We start from the raw sequence: 17,440 nt of genomic DNA on the forward strand, positions 1-17,440 counted from the left end.
AACCGTGTTGTCGTCACTACGCAAATTCCGCTCCGCGCCGGAGTCAGGCACCTGCTTGACGAGTACGACGATGTTCATCGCCTTCGACGACCCTCCTGTAGGTGGTGCGACGCTCGCCCAGTCTCGGGCGCAGCCTCCCGCGTTCCTTAACGCTCGGTCAACCACGAGCGCTGGGGGGATACCCACGAGCGATGTTACTCGCTAGTAGCATTCCGCCAACCGGCACCTAGCGTGACACAGCTCACCGGCCCCATCCATCGGTGGGGGTACGCGGCGTTCGCCCGAAAGAGTGCGATCCGGCACCGGTCCCGGCCTCAGTCACACCGACCGAGCGCGGCCCTGACCTTACTCACCGTGGCAGCCTCGGCCGCGTTCACGCCCCCCTCGGCGGCGGCGGCGCGCAGCGCGGCCCCGAGCACGGTGTCCTGGTAGTTGTCGACCTCGTGCGGCGCCTTCGCGCGCAGGATCTCCACCGCTCGCCGCAGCGCCGGCAGCACCTCGGCCTCGAGCTCGGCCGGCCCGCGCTCGGCCAGCCGCGGCGGACGCCCGGTCGTCAGCACCTCGTTGACCAGACCCGTCGACCCGGCGAACGCGTCCGCGGCGGCGAAGCTCTCCCGCACCATCGGCAACAGGCCGGGGTCCGCGTTGGAGACCAGGAAGACCGCGCCGAACGCGGCGGCCTTCAACGTCATCCGCTCGTCCTCGGTCACCGGGCCCGCCACAGTCACGGAGTGTAGACGTACGGAGTGGTCGTGGTGACCGCGACGAAGCCCAGCCGTTGCAGGATCGGGCGGCTGTCGTCGGACGCGTCCACCTGCAGCAGCGTGTGTCCGCGCGCCGAGGCCAGCCGCGCCCGGTAGGCGACCAGCGCCCGGTAGATGCCGCGCTGCCGCCACTCGGGCAGGGTCGAGCCGCCCCACAGGGTCGCGAAGCCGGTCCCCGGCACGTACCGCACCCAGCCGGCGGCGACCACGTCGCCGTCCGGGGCGTCGTCGCGCGGCCCCGCCTCGGCCACCACCACGGTCAGCGCGCCCGGATCGGCCGCGATCTCCTTCTCCAGGCCGTCGGCGAGCCACTCGCGCGGGTCGCCCCAGACCGCCGTCTCCAGCGCCGCGATCCGGTCCAGGTCCGCGCGCGCGGTCACCTCGCGCAGCCGTACGCCCTCCGGCGGCACCGGCAGCGTGTCCGCCAGCGGCGCGACCGGCCCGATCATCACGGTCTCCTGCGCCTGCGGCTCGAAGCCGGCCGCGCGCAGCCGGTCGGGCAGGTCCACGGGCTCGTCGTGGCCGTGCAGCTTCCACTCCACCGGCTCGCCCCGCTCGGCGAAGAGCGCGCGCTGCCGGGCGATCAGCTCGTCCAGCCCGGCGCCGTCGAGCCCGTCGAGCCGCCGGTACGTGAGGAAGCCACCGGGGTCGAGGCCGCGAACCCGGATCAGCGGCCCGTCCCGCTCGACGGTGACGCCCGCCGGCGCCGGGTCCGGCACGTACGCCCGCAGCCGGGCGTCGTAGGCGTCGCGCAGCGTCCTGACGTCCAGATCGGTCACCGGTTCAGGCTACGGCGGGAGGCAACCGGATAATCGGAGTTGTGTTCGGGGCGCTGAAGAGCTGGTTCGATCCGCAGGAGCTGCGGCAGGTGGGCAGCACGCCCGACTACCGGTTCTCCCTCGCGAACGAACGCACGTACCTCGCCTGGCTGCGCACGGCGCTGGCGTTCGTGGCCGGCGGCCTCGCCGCCGCCCAGTTCCTGCCGCCGATGCCGTTGCCGCACCTGCGGGAGGCGATCGCGGTCGTGCTGCTGCTGCTCGGCGGCGCCGTGGCGCTGCGCGCCGTGCATCACTGGACGCGGATCGAGCGGGCCATGCGGCTCGGCCGGGACCTCCCCGCGTCGCGCTTTCCCGCGCTGCTGGCGATCGCGGTCGGGCTCGGCGCGCTGCTGTTGATCGTCGCGGTGCTGGCGCAGCCGTATGCCGCGTGATCCGGGGCTGCAGCCCGAGCGCACCCGGTTGGCGTGGCGGCGTTCCGCGCTCGCGCTGACCGGCGTCACGGTGCTCGCGCTCCGGCTGGCGATCACCCGGGGCACGCTCGGCGCGCTGCTCGCCGCGGCGACGCTGCTCGGCTGGGCGACGCTCGTCGTGGTCGGCTCCCGCCGGATCGCCGCGCTGCGGACACCCGTGGCCACCGGCCCGACGGTGCCGCTCGCGGCGCTGCTCGTCGCCGGTTTTGCGGTGATCGGGCTCGTACTCGTGGTGACCGGGGTAGGCCCAGCGCCCCGGTGAGGTCCATCATGGCGGCATGGCCCGCCTGTACCTGCTTCTCTTCGTCGCCCAGATCGTGCTCGCCGCGATCGCCTTGATCGGCTGCCTTTCGGCCGAGGAGGGCGAGATCCGCGCCCTGCCCCGGATCGCCTGGGTGCTGATCATCCTGTTCTTCCCGCTGCTCGGCTCGATCGCCTGGTTCGTCGCCGGGCGTCCCGTCGCCGCCGCCGGCAAGCCCGGCGCGTGGCGGGTCGGCGGCGCCTTCCCCGAGCACCAACGGCCGCGGCCGCTCGCCCCGGACGACGACCCCGAGTTCCTCCGCTCCGTCGACGCGCAGCGGTCCACACAGGATCGCGAGCTCTTCGACCGCTGGGAGGAGGACCTGCGCCGCCGCGAGGAGGAGCTGCGGCGGCGCGACACGGACGATCCCCCGCAGGAGGAGCGCCGCCCCGACGCCTCGGACGCCTGACCCGTCGCCCGCGCGCCGGGGACGGTCAGGCCAGGTTGGACGAGCGGGGGTAGGCGTCGGCCGGGTCGGTCAGCACGTTGACCAGGTACGGCACGCCGGAGTCGAACGCGCGCTGCAGCGCCGGCCCCAGATCGGCGGCCTTCGCGACCGTCTCCCCCGCACCGCCGAGCGCCCGCACCACGTCGTCGTAGCGCAGCTCCGGCTGCAGGTCCGCGGCGACGTCGTAGCCGTACATGGCGCGCATCGGGTGCTTCTCCAGGCCCCAGATGCCGTTGTTGCCGACCACGATGACGACGGGCAGCTGCTGCCGGACCAGCGACTCGACGTCCATCAGCGAGAAGCCGGCGGCGCCGTCACCCATCAGCACGCAGATCTGCCGGTCCGGGTAGGTCACCCGCGCGCCCATCGCGTAGCCCATGCCGGTGCCGAGGCAGCCGTACGGGCCGGGGTCGAGCCAGGTGCCGGGCACCGACGGCTCCAGGTACTTGCCGGCGTACGAGACGAAGTCGCCGCCGTCGCCGATCGTGACCGCGTCCGGCGCGAGCACCCGGCGCAGCTCGCCGTAGACCCGCGCGGGCCGGATCGGGTCGGTCTCGGCGGCCATCTCCTCGGCGTCGCGCGCCTTCGCCGCGTCCTCCGCCGCCCGCAGGTCGGCGATCCATCCGCTGTGGTCCTCCCGGTCGCCGGTGTGGTCGGCGAGCGCGGAGAGGATCAGCCGCAGGTCGCCGGCGGGCGAGACGGCCGGTTGCACGTGGGTGGCGCGCTGGCTGGGGGCGTCGACGATGTGCACGACCTGCGCCGCGCCGAAGTCGCCGAAGCCGAGCCGGAAGTCCAGCGGAGTGCCGATCACCACGACGACGTCGGCGCCGCGCAGCGCGGTGCGGCGGGCCTTGGCGAAGGCGAGCGGGTGGTGGCCGGGGAGCGCGCCGCGCCCCATCCCGTTGGTGAAGACCGGCACCTGGAGCGTCTCGGCGGCCTCGCGCAGCGCGGCGACGGCGTCGCCGGCGTACACGTCGGAGCCGGCGATGATGACCGGGCGCTGCGCGGCCGCGATCAGCCGCGCCGCCCTGCCGACCTCCTCCGGGTCCGGCTCGACCACGTCGACGACGGGCGCGCCGGGCGCGGTGGCCTCGGCGACGGAGAAGACGACCTCCAGCGGCAGGTCGAGGAAGACCGGCCCGCGGTGCGGGGTGAGCGCGGTGGCGAGCGCCCCGGTCACCGCGGCGGGGATCTCGTCGGTGGCGAGGACCGTCGCGGCGTGCTTGGTCACCGGGGCGACCAGCGGCAGATGGTCGATCTCCTGAAGGCTGCCGGAGCCCCACCGGAACGCCGGGGCGCGCCCGCCCATCACGAGCACCGGCGAGGCGTTGAAGTACGCGCTGGTCAGCCCGGAGATGCCGTTGGTGACGCCGGGCCCGGCGGTGAGCACGGCCAGACCCGGGCGGCGCTGCAGCTTGGCGACGGCCTCGGCCGCGAAGACCGCGGACTGCTCGTGGCGTACGTCGATGATGCGCATCGCCGCCTCGTCAGTGCCCGGCACGGTCTGGTGCGCGGCGTCGTAGAGCGGGAAGACGTGCCCGCCGGAGAGGGTGAACATCTCGGTGACGCCGGCCGCGCGCAGCGCCGCCACCGCGAGGGCTCCGCCGTGCCCCTCGATCCGCTCCGTCATGGCAACTCTCCTTCGTGCCGTGCCGCTGTTGCGGAGGAGGTTACCGCCCGGTCACATCAGGAGTGGACCCACGATCGACCGGCGTGCCGCTCGATGACAGGTGGTCGCGGCGGGGCTACGGCCGGGGCGCGACCTCGGCGACGAAGGCCCGCCACGCGACCGGGCCGAACGTCAGCACGGGCCCCGGTCGGTCCTTGGAGTCGCGCACCAGCACGACACCGGGCAGGTTGTCGGCCACCTCGACGCAGGATCCCCCGTTGTTGCCGCTGCGCGTGCTCGTGCGCCACTCGGCGCCGGTCAGGTCCATGATGTCGCCGCTTTCCTGATGAGCTCCAGGGACTGTTGCCGCGAGAGCGCGTCGCCACGGATTCGCTCCCATCGACATTCGAGCATAGCAATATCGTCGGCGCGATCGACTATCTGCGCCGCTAGCTGCCCGTCCGCGTGCGCCACCCGCCCGCCATCCGGGGTCTCCGCGATGATGAAGCCTCCGCCGAAGCCCGGATACATGCCGGTGTCGGCGGGCACAACGTGCACCTGCACGTTCGGCAGCTCGGCGCAGCGCGCCAGATGCTCCAGCTGCGCGGCCATCAGTCCGGCGTCGTGATAGACGTGCCGCCGCAGCACCGCCTCGTCGAGCACCACGACCAGCAGCGGCGGCCGCTCCCGGCTCAGCACCTCCTGCCGGCCGAGCCGCGACGCCACGAGCTTCTCGACCTCCTCGGCGGTCAGTAGTTCGCCAGCGAGCGTCGCCCGCGCGTACGCCTCGGTCTGGAGCAGGCCCGGCACCCACGCCGGCTCGAACCACCGCAGCGATGACGCCTCGCGCTCGATCTCGATCCACTCGCGCAGCCACGGCGGGGCGCTGTCCAGGCTGGCGAGCCGCTCCAGCAGTCGCGTGAAGATCCCGCCGGTGTCGAGCGCCTCGTCGAGCGCCGCCACGTACTCCGGTTTGGGCGCGCGCTGCCCGGTCTCCACCGCGCTCACGTGCGACCCCGAATAATTGATCATCTTTCCGAGGTCGTCCTGATTCAGGCCACGCCGCACGCGCGCCGCACGTAATTCGCCGATCAGGAAATCCGCCGCGTTCCCCACGATTTCCTCAGCCTCCACACAGTCGCCGTCGCCGATTCCACGCCGTCGGCCGATCGCCGCCGGGAGCCGCCCCGAACACGGTGTTCCATATCGACCGCGGTCGGTGACGAACAAGACTCTGGACCAGCACCGCTGCGCCTGTCCAGCCCGCCGCATGTCATTGATTGGAGGAAATACATGCGACAACCGGAGCCCATTCGGTACGCCCCACACCACCGTCGCGACTGGCGCCGATTCGGACGGCGCTGCATCTGCGGCCTCCGCTGGCCGTGCCCGGACCGGATCTACCGGCCGCGACTCTCCCGCCGCACGGTCGCCGCGGTCGACGATGAGCTGAGTGAGCGCATCCGCCGCGCGACCGCGTGGAACGCGCCGACGATCGCGTACCCGCGGGTCGGCGATCCGGGGCGACTGACGCCGGCCCAGGAGTTCCGGGCGAACGCCGGCCGGCGCTGGTGACCCGCGATCGCCCCCGCGCCGGAGCGCCACACGGGCCGGACCGCCCGTCGTGGCGGTGCCGCGCCTGCGCGCACCCGTGGCCGTGCGGTCCGGCGAAGCTCGACCTGGTCCGGACGTACGCCGGCGATCCGGTCGGGCTTTGCGTCTATCTCTGCGCGCAACTGCACGACGCCGTGGCCGACCTCTGCGCCGCCGACCCCGCCGGGCAACCCGACGCCGGCGCGCTCTTCACCCGGTTCATCGGCTGGGCACTCCGCCGCCGCGACTGACTCTCGCGCGGCGCCTTTGCTCTGCTTACCCGGAGGAAACAGCAGCCCGCCCGGACAGCAGCCCCGCCCGGACAGCAGCCCCGCCCGGACAACCGCACGGCCGGAATACCGGAGGTGAGCGTTTCCTATAGGTAAGCAAAGCAAAGGCGCGGCAACAGACATCCCCGCCCGGCCAACCGCGCGGTCGGCATATCGGAGGTGAGCGTTTCCTATGGGTAAGCAGAGCAAAGGCGCGGCAACAGACATCCCCGCCTCGCCCCGCCGGCCCCGCCCCGCCCCGCCCGCGTCGGCGCGCCTCGCTTTAGCGGCCGGTGAAGTCCGGCTTGCGCTTCTCGACGAACGCGGTCATGCCCTCGCGCTTGTCCTCGGTGGCGAACAGCCCGGCGAAGAGCTGGCTCTCCCAGGCCAGGCCCGAGGCGAGATCCAGCTCCAGGCCGCCGTCGACCGCCAGCTTCGCGGCGCGCAGCGCCTGCGCCGGCCCGTTGACGTACGGCCCCACCAGCGCGACCGCCGCGTCGTAGACCTCGGCCGCCGGCACCACGCGGTCGGCGAGCCCGATCCGGAGCGCCTCCTCGGCGTCGACCATCCGCCCGGAGAAGATCAGATCCTTGGCGCGGGCCGGCCCGACCAGCCGGGCCAGCCGCTGGGTGCCGCCGGCGCCGGGAATGATGCCGAGCTTGATCTCCGGTTGGCCGAGCTTGGCGTCGTCCGCCACGACCCGCCAGTCGCACGCCAACGCCAGCTCGCAGCCGCCGCCGAGCGCGTACCCGGTGATCGCCGCGACCACGGGCTTCGGGATGCGGGCGATCGCGTCGAAGGCGCTGGAGAGGTGCGCGGCCCGCGCCGACATGTCCACGTACGACATGTCGGCCATCTCCTTGATGTCCGCGCCGGCCGCGAAGACCTTCTCGCCGCCGTACACGATCACCGCGCGGACCTCGGGGTCGGCGCCGGTCTGCGCGGCCGCGGCGCGCAACCCCTCCTGCACCTGCGTGTTCAGCGCGTTCATCGGCGGCCGCTCCAGCCGGATCGTCGCGATGCCGTCGTTGATCTCCACGCGCACGAAGTCGCCCACGCCCACACCTCCACGTTGAAGTTCCGGCAAAGACTACGACGGCCGCGGATGGGTAAGTAACCTGGTGCCAGTTCGACGAGGACAGCGAGATGATCACGTACTACGACGACCGGTTCGTGCAGGTCACCTCGGCGGCCATCCGGGTGGGTGGGCGCAGCTACCCGCTGGCCGAGCTGGCCGGGGTGTGGCACCGGCGCGGTGAGCGCTCCTGGGGCGCGCTCGCCGGCCGCGGCGCCGTCGGCGTCGCGCTGATCGCTCCGATCGTGGCCGCCGCCATCGGCATCGCGGTCGCGCTGAGTCTGCACGCCTCGATCAGCACGACCGTCGCCCTCGTCGGCGGCGCGTGCCTGGTCGGGCTCGCCGTCGGGCCGCTGGCCGACCTGCTGCTCGACCGGATGGACCGCTCCTATGACCGCGGCACCCGCGACCTGCAGCTCTGGGCCGAGGTCCGTGGCGCGCCGGTGCTGGTGCTGCAGACCCGCGACGCCCTGAAGTTTGGCCAGATCTACCGGGCGCTGCAACGCGCCATGGAGCGCCGGGCGCTGGCCCACCGCTGAGGCGTCACCCGACCCGACCCGGCAGCCCTTGATCGACGGGCGTCGTGCACGAGTCCGGCGGGACGGGCCGCGACGGCCGACAATATGTTCATGGTGCTTCCCATCCCCCGACCCGGCATGGTCGTCGACCTGGCACGGGCCGCCGTCGGCCAGGCGCTGACAACCGCGGCCGCCCTCGCCGCGCTCCCCGGCCGCGCGTTCACCGTCCTCGACGAGATCGAGGCGTTGGTCAAGCGGATCAACGGGGTGGTGGACCGCGCCGAGGTGCTGCTCACCCGGGCCGACGTCGTGGTCGAGGACGCCGAGGAAGCGGCGGTCCGGGTCGCGGCGATCGCGACCGCGGCGACCGCCGCGGTCGAGGAGGCCACCCGGATGGCGGCCGCGGTGGCGGTCGTGGTCACGAACGCGGAACAGGTCGCCGCCGAGGCGGGCACGCTGGTCGCCGGCGGCACGGAGCTGGCCGATCAGGCCCGGCAACTGCTGTCGGCGTACGAGCCGACGCTGCGGCGGGCCGCCCCGATGGCGGGACGGTTCGTCGAGCAGCTCACGCCGGAGGAGGTCGACGCGGCGATCCGGCTCGTCGACGAACTGCCGGCACTGACCCGGCACATCACCGCGGACGTACTGCCGATCCTCGCCACCCTGGACCGGGTCGGCCCGGACATCCACGAGCTGCTGGAGGTCACCCGCGACCTGCGGCTCGCCGTCGCCGGCATCCCCGGCCTGCAGCGGCTGATCCGCCGGGGTGAGGACCGGCTCGCCGACGAGGATGCCGCGTCGCGTTGATCAGGGGCCGCGTTGATCAGGGGCCGCGTTAATCAGGGGAAGTGGGCCTCGTAGAGAGCCTCGATGTCGGGGCGGTGGGGTAGGGAGACCGAGGCGCCGAGGCGGCGTACGCAGGCCGCGCCGGCGGCGCACGCCCAGCGCACCGCGTCCGGCAGCTCGCGCCCCTCGCCCCAGGCGACCGCGAGCGCCCCGGTGAAGGCGTCGCCGGCCGCCGTCGAGTCGACGGTCTCCACCGGCACGCCCGGCACCCGGACCGACGTCCCGTCCCGGTCTCCGTACCAGGCGCCCCCCGCGCCCAGGGTGAGCACGGCCCGCGGCGCGACGCGCAGCAGCGCCTCCGGGTTGTCCCGGCCCGCCCCGGCCAGCTCCTGGGCCTCCACCTCGTTCACGACCAGCAGATCGACCGCGTCGAGCAGCTCGCCCGGCAACTGTCGGGCGGGGGCGGCGTTGAGCACCACCCGGGTGCCGGCCGCGCGGGCGGCGAGCGCCGCCTCGGTCACGGTCTCGACCGGGATCTCCAGCTGCGCGACGAGCACGTCGGCGTCCCGGATCGTGATCAGCTCGGGCTCGGTCAAGCCGGTGAACGCGCCGTTGGCGCCGGGCGTGACGACGATGGTGTTCTCGCCGTCGGCGTCGACCACGATCACCGCGACGCCCGAGGCGCCGTAGAGCACCCGCACCTGCGAGGCGTCGACGCCGGCCGCGCCGATCCGGGCCTTCAGCGTGACGCCGAACGAGTCGGAGCCGATCGCGCCCAGAAAGGCACAGTCACCGCCGGCCCGGACCGCCGCGATGGCCTGGTTGGCCCCCTTGCCGCCGGGCACGGTGACGAAGTCGGTGCCGAGCACCGTCTCGCCCGGTCGCGGCAGCGCCGGCGCGGTCGCGACCAGGTCCATGTTGGCGCTGCCGACCACGACCACCCGTGGACGCGTCATGCCTCAGCCTCCCGCGAGCTGCAACGGGCGCGCGACGGGGCGCGCCGCACCGACGGCCGCGACGCGGCGGCCGTCGCCGGTGGATCGGTCAGGCGGCGCGGGCGGTGAACCGCTCGCCGGCCCGCTCGACCGACAGCGGCAGCCCGAACGTCTTCGACAGATTCTCGCTCGTCAGCGTCTCGCCGAGCAGCCCCTGCGCGACGATGGTCCCCTCGCGCAGCAGCAGGGCGTGCGTGAAGCCCGGCGGGATCTCCTCGACGTGGTGCGTGATCAGCACCAGCGCCGGCGCGTCCGGGTCGTACGCCAACTCGGCGAGGCGGGCGACGAGGTCCTCCCGGCCGCCGAGGTCGAGCCCGGCCGCCGGCTCGTCGAGCAGCATCAGCTCGGGGTCGGTCATCAGCGCCCGCGCGATCTGCACCCGCTTGCGCTCACCCTCGGAGAGCGTCCCGTACGCCCGGTCGGCGAGCCCCGCGACGCCGAACTGGTCGAGCAGCGCGCGGGCCCGGATCTCGTCCATCGTGTCGTACCGCTCGCGCCAGCGGCCCACCACCGACCAGGCGGCGGTCACCACCACGTCGTGCACGCGCTCGTCCGCCGGGATCCGTTCGGCCACCGCCGCGGTGGTGATCCCGATCCGGGTACGCAGCTCGGCGAGCTCGGTGCGCCCGATCTGCTCCCCGAGCACGTGGACCGCGCCGGTCGTCGGGTGCAGCCGGCCCGCGGCGAGATTGAGCAGCGTGGTCTTGCCGGCGCCGTTCGGCCCGAGCACGACCCATCGCTCGTCCAGCTCCACCCGCCACGTCACGCCGTGCAGCAGCGATTTTCCGGAGCGCGTCACGCCGACCCCGTCGAGGTCGATCACCAGGTCGTCGTCCACGGTAGGCACCCGCCCATCCAATCACGCGCCCCGCGCATGCCCCCCACGGGCATCGCGTTGCTGACCGCGCCGGACACCGAGCTTCCGTTCACACCCGCGTGACGCGGACCGCGTCGGCGATCACGTAGCCGGCGCCGGCCGTCCACCGGCTCACCCCGACCGTGCGCCGGTCGCCGCGGGCGAGGCGGAACGCGCCCAGGCTGCGCCATTGGCCCCCAGCGATCCGCTGGTTGAGGTGCACGCTGCGGAGACCGGTCGTCGTCGCGATCAGGTACGGCGTCCGGTCGTTGTAGCCGGGGTCGGCCGGGTGCCAGACGTCGACGCGGTAGCTCGCGGTCTCCGGGATGTTCACCAGGAACCATGCCGGGTCGCTGGCGGCGACCGGGCGGGCGAAGCGGTAGCCGTCGCCGTAGCGCTGACCGGAGTACGCGGAACTGCCCCAGTTGCGGCTGGCGGTGAAGCGCCCCGGCGTCCGGTTGTCCACGGTTGTCGACCAGCCGCCGCGCACCAGCCGCAGGTAGTGGTTCCAGTTCCAGTACCGCCCCGGGTCGGTGTGGGTCGCGCCGGGCACCTCGATGTGGCCGATGATGTGCGCCCGGTCCTTCGGGATGCGGTAGCGGTTGCACAGGTGCCGGGTCAGCGCCGCCGAGGAGCGGTACATCGTGTCGGTGAACCAGGACGCCTGGCTGATGTAGCCCTCGTGCTCGATGCCGATCGAGTGCAGGTTGTACGTCCAGTCGCCGGCGTGCCAGGCGATGTCCTTGTCCCGCACCGACTGGGTGATCGCGCCGTCCCGGGACCGGACGGTGTAGTGGGCGCTGACCTCGGAGATCGGATTCCGGAACCAGTTGATCGTGCCGGCGTACGAGCCCTGGGTGACGTGCACGACGACGTAGTTGATGTTGTGCGAGCGTTCCCGGTTGGCGACCGTGTAGTTGCGGCGACTGGCCGGCACCCACGCCGCCGGCCCGTAGTCGGCGCTCAGCGTGCCGACCGCCTCGGGTCCGCCGACCGGCGGGACGTTGGCCAGCGCGCCGCGGCGCGGGGTGACCGACCGGGGCGCCACCCGCAGCGCTCCGACCTCCGCCGGGGCGGTGAAGCCGGAGGCGAGCAGGTCGTAGACCGCGTCGCCGTACAGCCGCGCCATCGCCGGGTCCGTCACGCCGCCGTAGCGCACCACGGGCCCGTACCACCGGCTCAGGTCGCGGCGCTGCGCCGCGGTCAGTCCGGCGGCGTCGGCGTAGCTGCGCAGCACCGCGGCGGCGCCGGCGATGTTGGCCGCCGGCTGGGTGCGCAGCGCGCCCGCGGACAGGCCGGTGAGCGCGGCCGCCTCGTCGAGGGTGTCGGTGTTCCCGTTGTCGGCCAGGTGCATCACGCCGTACCCGCCGGAGGCGCTGGGCGCCCCGGCGTGCCCGTCGAGGTGCGTCTCCGCGTAGCCGAGCGCGGCGAGCAGGTCGCGCGGGACCTCGTAGCGCCGGGCGGCGCGATCGAAGGCCGCCGCCAACCCGCCGGGCCGGCGCGGGTCGGGGCGGGGCGCCCCGAACGCGACCTCAGCGGAGAGGCCGACCGCCAGGCCGACCGCGCCCAGGGTGAAGGTCCGGCGGCCGCATGCGGAGCGGCGGAAGATTTCGGCCACGTCACTCCTTCCGAGTGCTGCCTGGTGGCCGTAACGTATGGCTCCGCCCCGACCCGGCTCGCCGGGTACGCCGCAAACCGGCCCGCACGCGGGCCCGGCCGGCACCGCCGGCCCCCCCGGCGTCGGCGGATCAGCCGACCGTGGAGCCGAACACCTCGTCGCGGACCGCGTCCAGCGCGGTGCGCAGCGCGCCCTCCAGGACGGGTTCGGCCGTCACCTCGGTCACCACGACGCGCGGCGAGACGAGGGTGATCGCGGCGACCTCGTTCTGCACGCGTTCGGCGAGCGCGGTCCCGCCGGCCTGCCCGACTTCGCCGGCGAGCACCACCAGCGGCGGGTCGAGCACCACACAGGTGCTGGCGACGCCGAGCGCGAGTCGGCGCGCGACCTCGTCGAGCATCGCGCCGCCGCGGGTGCCGGCGGCGATCGCGGCGCGCAGCGCCTGCGCCGCGCTGGGCGCCCTGAAGCCGTGCTCGCGCGCCACCGCGCGGACCGCCTCCGCCCCCGCCACCTGCTGGAACGCCGGCTTGGCGCGGCGCGACGCGTCGCGCGGGATCGACGCGCCCGGCACGGGCAGGTAGCCGACCTCGCCCGCCGCGCCGGAGCTGCCGTGGTGCAGCCGGCCACCGAGCATGACGGCGACGCCGAGCCCGACCCCCGCCCAGACCAGGACGAAGTCCTGCACGCCGCGGGCCGCGCCGGCGTGCGCCTCGGCGACGGCGGCGAGGTTGACGTCGTTCTCGAAGACGACCGGGGTGCGCAGGTCCTCGCGGAGCGCGGCGAGCAGGCCGCGGTGCCAGCGGGGCAGGTTGAACGCGAAGGTGATGTCGCCGGTCGCCGGGTCGACCAGGCCCGGCGTGCCGAGCACCACGCGGCGGACGCTGGCCAGCTTGGCCTGGGCGCTCCCCGCCGCCTGCACGACCGCGTTGTGCACCACCCCGACGGGGTCGTCGGTGTCCTTCGTGGACTGCTCCACCCGACCGATCACGGTGCCGGTGATGTCGGCGCAGGCGGCCACCACCCGGTCGGGTCCGACGTCGACGCCGACGACGTGCGCGCTGTCCGGCGTCACGGCGTACAGCTGCGCGTTCGGTCCACGGCCGCCGGCCTGCTCCCCCACCCGGCTCACCAGGCCGCGTTCCTCCAGCCGCTCGACGAGCTGGGACGCGGTCACCTTGGAGAGCCCGGTCAGCTCGCCGAGCTGGGCGCGGGTCAGCGGTCCCCGGGCCAGCAGCAGCTCCAGGGCCGCCCGGTCGTTGAGCGCGCGCAGCAGCCGGGGGGTGCCGGGTAGGCGGGTGGAACCCATGCCGTCATCCTCTAGTATTTAGGAAAGCTAACTGTTGGGCTGGTCAACCTTAACGGGTAGCCGTAGCGTAATCGCCGGTAACGACGGGAGCGCTCACACGACCCGGCACTCGCCGATCACCGGGACGGCCGGCGTCCGGCGTCCGGCGCGACACTCGGGGCACCCGAGGTCGCCGAAGGGGGGAGACACCATGGCGGTCGATCCGGGGCTTCGCCGGCTGGCGCTGCGGACGTTGCTCGCGGCGTTCCGCGGCAGCACCCCGCCGGAATGGGCGGTCGAGCTGATCGCGGACGGGCTGGCCGGGCACACGCTGTTCGGCTACAACATCGAGCACCCCGAGCAGATCGCCGCGATCACCGCCGCGCTGCGCGCCGCCCGACCCGACGCGCTCATCGCCATCGACGAGGAGGGCGGCGACGTCACCCGGCTCGCCCACGCCACCGGCAGCCCGTACCCGGGCAACGCGGCGCTCGGCGCGGTCGACGACACCGCGCTGACCGGCCGGGTCTACCAGGCGATCGGCGCCGAGCTCGCGGCGCTGGGCATCAACCTCAACCTCGCCCCCACCGTCGACGTGAACACCGCCGACGACAACCCGATCATCGGTACCCGGTCGTTCGGCGCCGCCCCCGACCGGGTCGCCGCGCACTCCGCCGCCGCGGTCGCCGGGCTGCAGGCCACCGGCGTGGCCGCCTGCGCCAAGCACTTCCCCGGGCACGGCGCCACCGTCGCCGACTCGCACTACGAGCTGCCCACCGTCGACGTCGAGCCCGACGTGCTGCGCGCCCGGGACCTGCCGCCGTTCGCCGCCGTCGTCGACGCCGGGGTCAAGGCCATCATGACCGCGCACATCCGGGTCCCGCGGCTGACCGGCGAGCTGCCGGCCACCTTCAGCCGTGCCGTGCTGGTCGACCTGCTCCGCCGGGAATACGGCTTCACCGGCGCGATCGTGACCGACGCGCTGGAGATGAAGGGGGCCGCGATCTCCGCCGGCGGCATCGGGCCCGCCGCCGTCCGGGCGCTCGCGGCCGGCGCCGACCTGCTCTGCATCGGCGCCCAGGTGGACGCCGCGCTGGTCGAGGACGTCGCGGCCGAGATCGTCGCGGCGCTCGGCGACGGGCGGCTCGACGTCGCCCGCGTCGAGGAGGCCGCGGCCCGCGCCGACGCGCTCGCCGCCTGGACGCTGCGCTCCGCCGTGGACCCGGCCGCCCCCACGGACCTCGGGTACGCCGCGGCGCGCCGCGCCGTGCGGGTCGAGGGCGAACTGTCCGGGCTCGCCAGCCCGCTCGTGGTGCACCTCGCCGCCTCCTCCACCATCGCCGAGGGGCGGGTGCCGTGGGGGTTGGGACCGCACCTCAACGGGACCGAGCAGCTGCAGGTCGTGCCGGCCGAGACCGACGCGGACGCGCTGCTGCGCCGGGCCGGGCAGCGGCCGATCGTGGTGGTCGGGCGGCACACCCACCGGGTCGCGGGCGCCCGCGAGCTGGTCGAGGCGCTGGCCGCCCGGCACCCGGTGACCGTCGTGGAGATGGGCTGGCCGTCGCGGTGGCGACCCGCCGGCGTCCGGGCGTTCGTCACCACGTACGGCGCGAGCCACGCCAACGGCCGCGCCGCGGCCCAGACGCTCGGCCTCGCCGCCTGACGCCTTCGGCCGGAGTGCGCGCCCCGCGGTGACCGGCGGGGATACCGTGACACCGATGAGCGAACCGACCGCGCGGCCGGGCGCGGCGGCCGAACCGGCCGGCGCGCATGACGAGCAGACCCGGCGGCTCATCCTGGACACCGCGGTCCGACTGTTCGGCGACCGTGGCTACACCGAGACCACCATGCGGGCGGTCGCGCAGGAGGCGGGCGTCGCCGTCGGTGACGCCTACTACCACTTCGGCTCGAAGGAAGAGCTGATCCAGGGGTTCTACCTGGGGACACAGCTGGAACACCGGACGGTCGCCCGGCCGGTGCTGGCCCGGGAGAGCGACCTGGGCCCGCGGCTGGGCGGGGTGCTGCACGCCGGGTTGGACGTGCTCGCCCCCCATCGCGCGTTCGCCGGGACGTTGCTGGGGGCCGCGGCCGTCCCGACGTCACCGCTGAGCCCGTTCTCCGCCGAGTCCGCCGAGCCGCGACACGTCGGCATCGGCCTCTTCCGCGAGGTCCTGGAGGGCTCGTCCACCCGGATCGACCCGGAGGTCCGCAGTGAACTGCCCGATCTGCTGTGGCTGGCGTACCTGGCCCTGATCTTCTACTGGCTGCACGACCGCTCGCCGGATCAGGCCAGGACGCGGGCGCTGATCGACATCGCGGTGCCCCTGATCGAGCGCGGGATCGGACTCTCCCGGGTGCGCGTGCTGCGCCCGATCACCCGGCACGTTCTCGATGTGATCCAGACGGTGCGCCCGTGAGCGTCACCGCACGCGCGGCCCGGCACGGCCGCCCGGAGGGGCTGTGCCAGACTCCTGCGGTGACTGCGTGGGAGCACAGGACGCGGTTCGATGTGTCGCGGGCGGCCGCGGCGGCGACGCTGCTGGGCCTGACCGGCATCGCCTTCCGGCTCTGGCTGATCCTCACCGGCGCGCCGCCGACCAACAGCGACGAGGCGACGATGGGGCTCGCCGCGTTGCACATCTCGCAGGGGCGGGACTTCCCGATCTTCTTCTACGGCCAGCACTACATGGGCACGATCGAGGCGTACCTGGCCGCCCCGCTGGTCGCCGCGTTCGGCCCGTCGCCGCTGATGCTGCGGATCCCGACGCTGCTGCTCTACGCCGCGTTCCTCGTGCTGGCGTACCGGCTGAGCCGGCGGCTGTTCACGCCCGGTTTCGCGGTCGCCACCGTCGGGCTGCTGGCGTTCGGCGCGGACCGCACGGTCAAGAACCAGCTGATCGCGGGCGGCGGATACCCGGAGGTCAGCCCCGCGGCGGTCGCGCTCTTCCTGCTCGCCGCCGCGCTCGGGATGCGGGCCACCCGGCGGCGGCTGCCGGCCTTCGCCGCCTGGGGCGTCGTCGCTGGGCTGCTGGTCTGGAACCACTGGCTGGGGCTGCCGTACCTCGCCGCGGCCACCGCCGTGCTGATCGTCGGTTGCGCGCGCGAGCTGTGGGGCCGCGCCGGGCTGGTCACGCTCGTCGGCTTCGGGCTCGGCGCCGCGCCGCTGATCGGGCACAACCTCGTCGCGCCCCTGGCGCAGAGCTCCCCGGTGGTCTTCTTCCAGCTCAACGGGGTCACCGAGGACGCCCCGTGGCCGGACCGGCTGGTGGGGGGCTTCGTCGAGGGGCTGCCGCTGGGCACGGGGCTGTGTGCGCCGAGCCGGTGCGAGCCGTGGCAGCTCTGGTGGGGGCCGGTGTTCCTGGTGCTCGCGCTGGTCGCGGCCGGGTTCTACCTGCGGGCCGCGTCGCGGGCGGAGCGCGCCGAACGGGTCCGGCACGCCACCGCGCTTGCGCTGGTGGTCGCCGGCGTGGTCAGCCTGATCTCGTACGCGCGCAGCCCGGCCGCCGGTCACACCCCGATCGAGAGCGCCCGCTATCTCAGCCTGGTGCTGGTCTCCGTCCCGGCGGTGATCTGGCCGCTCTGGCGGGCGGCGACCCGACCCGGACCGGCGTGGCGGCGCGTCGCCGCCGGCGCCCCGGTCGCCGCGCTCGCGGCCACCATGGCGGCCGCCACCGTCCTGCTCGCGGCCGAGGCGCCGGCGTACGCCGAGCGGACCCGCCGGCAGGACGGGCTGGTCGCGGCGCTGGAACGGCTCGGCGTCACCCACTTCTACACCGAGTACTGGAGCTGCAACCGGGTCGCGTTCGCCACCGCCGAACGCGTCCGCTGCGCGGTCCTCGGCGACGAGCTGCAGCCGGGCCTGGACCGCTATCCGCCGCTGCGCGACGCGGTCGCCGCCGCCGCGGCGCCGGCGTACGTCGCGCCCGTGCCGTCGCCGTTCGACGCCGCCGTCGCGCGGCACCTCGCGGACGCCGGGACGCCGGTCACGGTGGACGAGGTGCCGGGCTACCGGATCTACCGTCCCGCGACCCGGGTCGCGCCCCCGCAGCTCGGCTGATTTGTCAGCGGCCGGTC

General features: G+C 74.3%; 20 protein-coding genes and 1 pseudogene. 10 read left to right on the plus strand and 11 right to left on the minus strand.

The genetic code is table 11. From position 1 onward, the window contains the following. The 3 genes and pseudogenes from BLW47_RS24535 to BLW47_RS00010 form a co-directional block, all read right to left on the minus strand. Positions 1-78, minus strand: a pseudogene (locus BLW47_RS24535) (electron transfer flavoprotein subunit beta); the annotation flags it as partial. 236 nt (positions 79-314) lie between these two features. Further along, the gene (locus tag BLW47_RS00005; RefSeq protein ID WP_091552250.1) at positions 315-692 is read right to left on the minus strand and encodes a hypothetical protein; all 378 of its coding nucleotides are present in this window, start codon (positions 690-692) and stop codon (positions 315-317) included. 32 nt (positions 693-724) lie between these two features. Further along, positions 725-1,543 (minus strand): GNAT family N-acetyltransferase, encoded by an 819-nt coding sequence (locus BLW47_RS00010; protein ID WP_091549828.1) that lies wholly within the window; start codon positions 1,541-1,543, stop codon positions 725-727. A 41-nt stretch (positions 1,544-1,584) separates the two neighbouring features. On the opposite strand from BLW47_RS00010, the gene BLW47_RS00015 reads away from it, so the two are divergent. Genes BLW47_RS00015 through BLW47_RS00025 form a run of 3 tightly spaced genes read left to right on the plus strand, consistent with a single transcriptional unit; the run spans position 1,585 to position 2,723 of the window. Next, the gene (locus BLW47_RS00015; protein ID WP_091549831.1) at positions 1,585-1,974 is read left to right on the plus strand and encodes a YidH family protein; all 390 of its coding nucleotides are present in this window, start codon (positions 1,585-1,587) and stop codon (positions 1,972-1,974) included. Next, on the plus strand, positions 1,964-2,275 hold the full coding sequence (locus tag BLW47_RS00020) for a DUF202 domain-containing protein (RefSeq protein ID WP_091549834.1): 312 nt from the start codon (positions 1,964-1,966) through the stop codon (positions 2,273-2,275). The genes BLW47_RS00015 and BLW47_RS00020 overlap by 11 nt, the downstream gene beginning before the upstream one ends. 16 nt (positions 2,276-2,291) lie before the next feature. Further along, a complete protein-coding gene (locus BLW47_RS00025; protein WP_091549837.1) occupies positions 2,292-2,723 on the plus strand; it encodes a PLD nuclease N-terminal domain-containing protein in 432 nt (143 codons plus the stop codon). 25 nt (positions 2,724-2,748) lie between these two features. Here BLW47_RS00025 and BLW47_RS00030 read toward each other — a convergent pair whose 3' ends face one another. From BLW47_RS00030 to BLW47_RS00040, 3 genes are all read right to left on the minus strand, one after another. Then, positions 2,749-4,392 carry an acetolactate synthase gene (locus BLW47_RS00030; RefSeq protein ID WP_091549840.1) on the minus strand — a complete coding sequence of 548 codons (1,644 nt, stop codon included), beginning with the start codon at positions 4,390-4,392 and terminating at the stop codon, positions 2,749-2,751. A gap of 115 nt (positions 4,393-4,507) precedes the next feature. Beyond that, positions 4,508-4,699, minus strand: coding sequence for a DUF397 domain-containing protein (locus BLW47_RS00035; protein WP_091549843.1), 192 nt, complete (start codon positions 4,697-4,699; stop codon positions 4,508-4,510). Beyond that, positions 4,690-5,487 carry a helix-turn-helix domain-containing protein gene (locus BLW47_RS00040; RefSeq protein ID WP_091552253.1) on the minus strand — a complete coding sequence of 266 codons (798 nt, stop codon included), beginning with the start codon at positions 5,485-5,487 and terminating at the stop codon, positions 4,690-4,692. Before BLW47_RS00040 ends, BLW47_RS00035 begins: the two co-directional genes overlap by 10 nt. A 177-nt stretch (positions 5,488-5,664) precedes the next feature. Between BLW47_RS00040 and BLW47_RS00045 the strand changes: the two genes are divergently transcribed. Both BLW47_RS00045 and BLW47_RS00050 read left to right on the plus strand, forming a co-directional pair. Further along, positions 5,665-5,946, plus strand: coding sequence for a hypothetical protein (locus tag BLW47_RS00045; protein ID WP_091549845.1), 282 nt, complete (start codon positions 5,665-5,667; stop codon positions 5,944-5,946). Further along, positions 5,943-6,215 carry a hypothetical protein gene (locus tag BLW47_RS00050; RefSeq protein ID WP_091549847.1) on the plus strand — a complete coding sequence of 91 codons (273 nt, stop codon included), beginning with the start codon at positions 5,943-5,945 and terminating at the stop codon, positions 6,213-6,215. Before BLW47_RS00045 ends, BLW47_RS00050 begins: the two co-directional genes overlap by 4 nt. A gap of 301 nt (positions 6,216-6,516) precedes the next feature. Here the strand turns inward: BLW47_RS00050 and BLW47_RS00055 are convergent, their stop codons facing one another. Then, positions 6,517-7,290: an enoyl-CoA hydratase/isomerase family protein gene (locus BLW47_RS00055; RefSeq protein WP_091552255.1), complete on the minus strand. Its 774-nt coding sequence runs from the start codon at positions 7,288-7,290 to the stop codon at positions 6,517-6,519. A gap of 89 nt (positions 7,291-7,379) precedes the next feature. Here BLW47_RS00055 and BLW47_RS00060 point away from each other — a divergent pair, with 89 nt between their 5' ends. Beyond that, positions 7,380-7,847 carry a DUF6232 family protein gene (locus tag BLW47_RS00060; protein ID WP_091549850.1) on the plus strand — a complete coding sequence of 156 codons (468 nt, stop codon included), beginning with the start codon at positions 7,380-7,382 and terminating at the stop codon, positions 7,845-7,847. A gap of 90 nt (positions 7,848-7,937) precedes the next feature. Next, positions 7,938-8,633 (plus strand): hypothetical protein, encoded by a 696-nt coding sequence (locus tag BLW47_RS00065; protein WP_091552258.1) that lies wholly within the window; start codon positions 7,938-7,940, stop codon positions 8,631-8,633. A gap of 32 nt (positions 8,634-8,665) precedes the next feature. On the opposite strand, the gene BLW47_RS00070 is transcribed toward BLW47_RS00065, so the two are convergent. The 4 genes from BLW47_RS00070 to BLW47_RS00085 all read right to left on the minus strand — a co-directional run bounded on the left by BLW47_RS00070 (position 8,666) and on the right by BLW47_RS00085 (position 13,387). Further along, a complete protein-coding gene (locus BLW47_RS00070) occupies positions 8,666-9,568 on the minus strand; it encodes a ribokinase (protein WP_091549852.1) in 903 nt (300 codons plus the stop codon). Positions 9,569-9,656: 88 nt separating this feature from the next. Continuing rightward, positions 9,657-10,454: an ABC transporter ATP-binding protein gene (locus BLW47_RS00075; RefSeq protein WP_245736233.1), complete on the minus strand. Its 798-nt coding sequence runs from the start codon at positions 10,452-10,454 to the stop codon at positions 9,657-9,659. Positions 10,455-10,533: 79 nt separating this feature from the next. Then, positions 10,534-12,081: a golvesin C-terminal-like domain-containing protein gene (locus BLW47_RS00080; RefSeq protein ID WP_245736236.1), complete on the minus strand. Its 1,548-nt coding sequence runs from the start codon at positions 12,079-12,081 to the stop codon at positions 10,534-10,536. A gap of 130 nt (positions 12,082-12,211) precedes the next feature. Further along, a complete protein-coding gene (locus tag BLW47_RS00085) occupies positions 12,212-13,387 on the minus strand; it encodes an ROK family transcriptional regulator (RefSeq protein ID WP_091549857.1) in 1,176 nt (391 codons plus the stop codon). Positions 13,388-13,577: 190 nt separating this feature from the next. Here BLW47_RS00085 and BLW47_RS00090 point away from each other — a divergent pair, with 190 nt between their 5' ends. From BLW47_RS00090 to BLW47_RS00100, 3 genes are read left to right on the plus strand one after another with little or no spacing between them, the layout of a single operon-like run. Then, a complete protein-coding gene (locus BLW47_RS00090; RefSeq protein ID WP_091549859.1) occupies positions 13,578-15,029 on the plus strand; it encodes a glycoside hydrolase family 3 N-terminal domain-containing protein in 1,452 nt (483 codons plus the stop codon). Positions 15,030-15,084: 55 nt separating this feature from the next. Continuing rightward, the gene (locus tag BLW47_RS00095) at positions 15,085-15,783 is read left to right on the plus strand and encodes a TetR family transcriptional regulator (RefSeq protein ID WP_091549862.1); all 699 of its coding nucleotides are present in this window, start codon (positions 15,085-15,087) and stop codon (positions 15,781-15,783) included. Then, positions 15,780-17,423, plus strand: a complete 1,644-nt coding sequence (locus tag BLW47_RS00100; RefSeq protein ID WP_245736237.1) for a hypothetical protein — start codon at positions 15,780-15,782, stop codon at positions 17,421-17,423. The genes BLW47_RS00095 and BLW47_RS00100 overlap by 4 nt, the downstream gene beginning before the upstream one ends. Positions 17,424-17,440: the final 17 nt, after the last annotated feature.

This window comes from Micromonospora pattaloongensis, assembly GCF_900107255.1.
Classification (GTDB): Bacteria; Actinomycetota; Actinomycetes; order Mycobacteriales; family Micromonosporaceae; genus Micromonospora_I; species Micromonospora_I pattaloongensis.

Coding starts and splice junctions, on each gene's coding strand:
- BLW47_RS00005 (WP_091552250.1), bottom strand. CDS start 692: ATGACGTTGAAGGCCGCCGCGTTCGGCGCGGTCTTCCTGGTCTCCAAC.
- BLW47_RS00020 (WP_091549834.1), top strand. CDS start 1,964: ATGCCGCGTGATCCGGGGCTGCAGCCCGAGCGCACCCGGTTGGCGTGG.
- BLW47_RS00025 (WP_091549837.1), top strand. CDS start 2,292: ATGGCCCGCCTGTACCTGCTTCTCTTCGTCGCCCAGATCGTGCTCGCC.
- BLW47_RS00030 (WP_091549840.1), bottom strand. CDS start 4,392: ATGACGGAGCGGATCGAGGGGCACGGCGGAGCCCTCGCGGTGGCGGCG.
- BLW47_RS00035 (WP_091549843.1), bottom strand. CDS start 4,699: ATGGACCTGACCGGCGCCGAGTGGCGCACGAGCACGCGCAGCGGCAAC.
- BLW47_RS00045 (WP_091549845.1), top strand. CDS start 5,665: ATGCGACAACCGGAGCCCATTCGGTACGCCCCACACCACCGTCGCGAC.
- BLW47_RS00060 (WP_091549850.1), top strand. CDS start 7,380: ATGATCACGTACTACGACGACCGGTTCGTGCAGGTCACCTCGGCGGCC.
- BLW47_RS00065 (WP_091552258.1), top strand. CDS start 7,938: ATGGTGCTTCCCATCCCCCGACCCGGCATGGTCGTCGACCTGGCACGG.
- BLW47_RS00070 (WP_091549852.1), bottom strand. CDS start 9,568: ATGACGCGTCCACGGGTGGTCGTGGTCGGCAGCGCCAACATGGACCTG.
- BLW47_RS00085 (WP_091549857.1), bottom strand. CDS start 13,387: ATGGGTTCCACCCGCCTACCCGGCACCCCCCGGCTGCTGCGCGCGCTC.
- BLW47_RS00090 (WP_091549859.1), top strand. CDS start 13,578: ATGGCGGTCGATCCGGGGCTTCGCCGGCTGGCGCTGCGGACGTTGCTC.
- BLW47_RS00095 (WP_091549862.1), top strand. CDS start 15,085: ATGAGCGAACCGACCGCGCGGCCGGGCGCGGCGGCCGAACCGGCCGGC.